The organism is Vibrio sp. 10N.222.49.C9, assembly GCF_041474985.1.
Lineage (GTDB): Bacteria > Pseudomonadota > Gammaproteobacteria > Enterobacterales > Vibrionaceae > Vibrio > Vibrio crassostreae_C.
The window spans coordinates 1-380 of record NZ_JBFRVD010000389.1; the positions used below are offsets into that span (position 1 = coordinate 1).

At 48.9% G+C, this 380-nt stretch carries 1 pseudogene; it reads left to right on the forward strand.

What is annotated here, in order from left to right:
- Positions 1 to 65: 65 nt before the first annotated feature.
- Positions 66 to 380, forward strand: a pseudogene (locus AB4585_RS23640) (alpha/beta hydrolase); the annotation flags it as partial.

Here is a 380-nt window from a genome sequence, read left to right on the forward strand (position 1 = left end):
CTATTGCTTGGCAAACGCATTAGCGATCAGTAGGGTAGAAACAAAATCAAAACCAAGGAAAATCAATGCACGTAGAAGCAGTACAGGGACATACCTTTATCAACGATGGCTGTTGCTATCAGAATCACACCTTTGAAGCACCGCTTAACTACAGCGACCCACAGTCTGCAAGGCTATCAATCTTTGCCAGAGAGGTTCGCTTAGTCGGTGATGAAAACAGCGCTAAACCTTGGTTGCTATTCTTTCAGGGCGGGCCTGGTTTCCCTTCGCCACGACCTAACGGTCACTCTGGTTGGTTAAAAGCCGCCCTACAGCGATACCGCGTTCTGCTACTCGACCAACGTGGCACTGGACACAGTAGCGTTATCACTCACCAAACC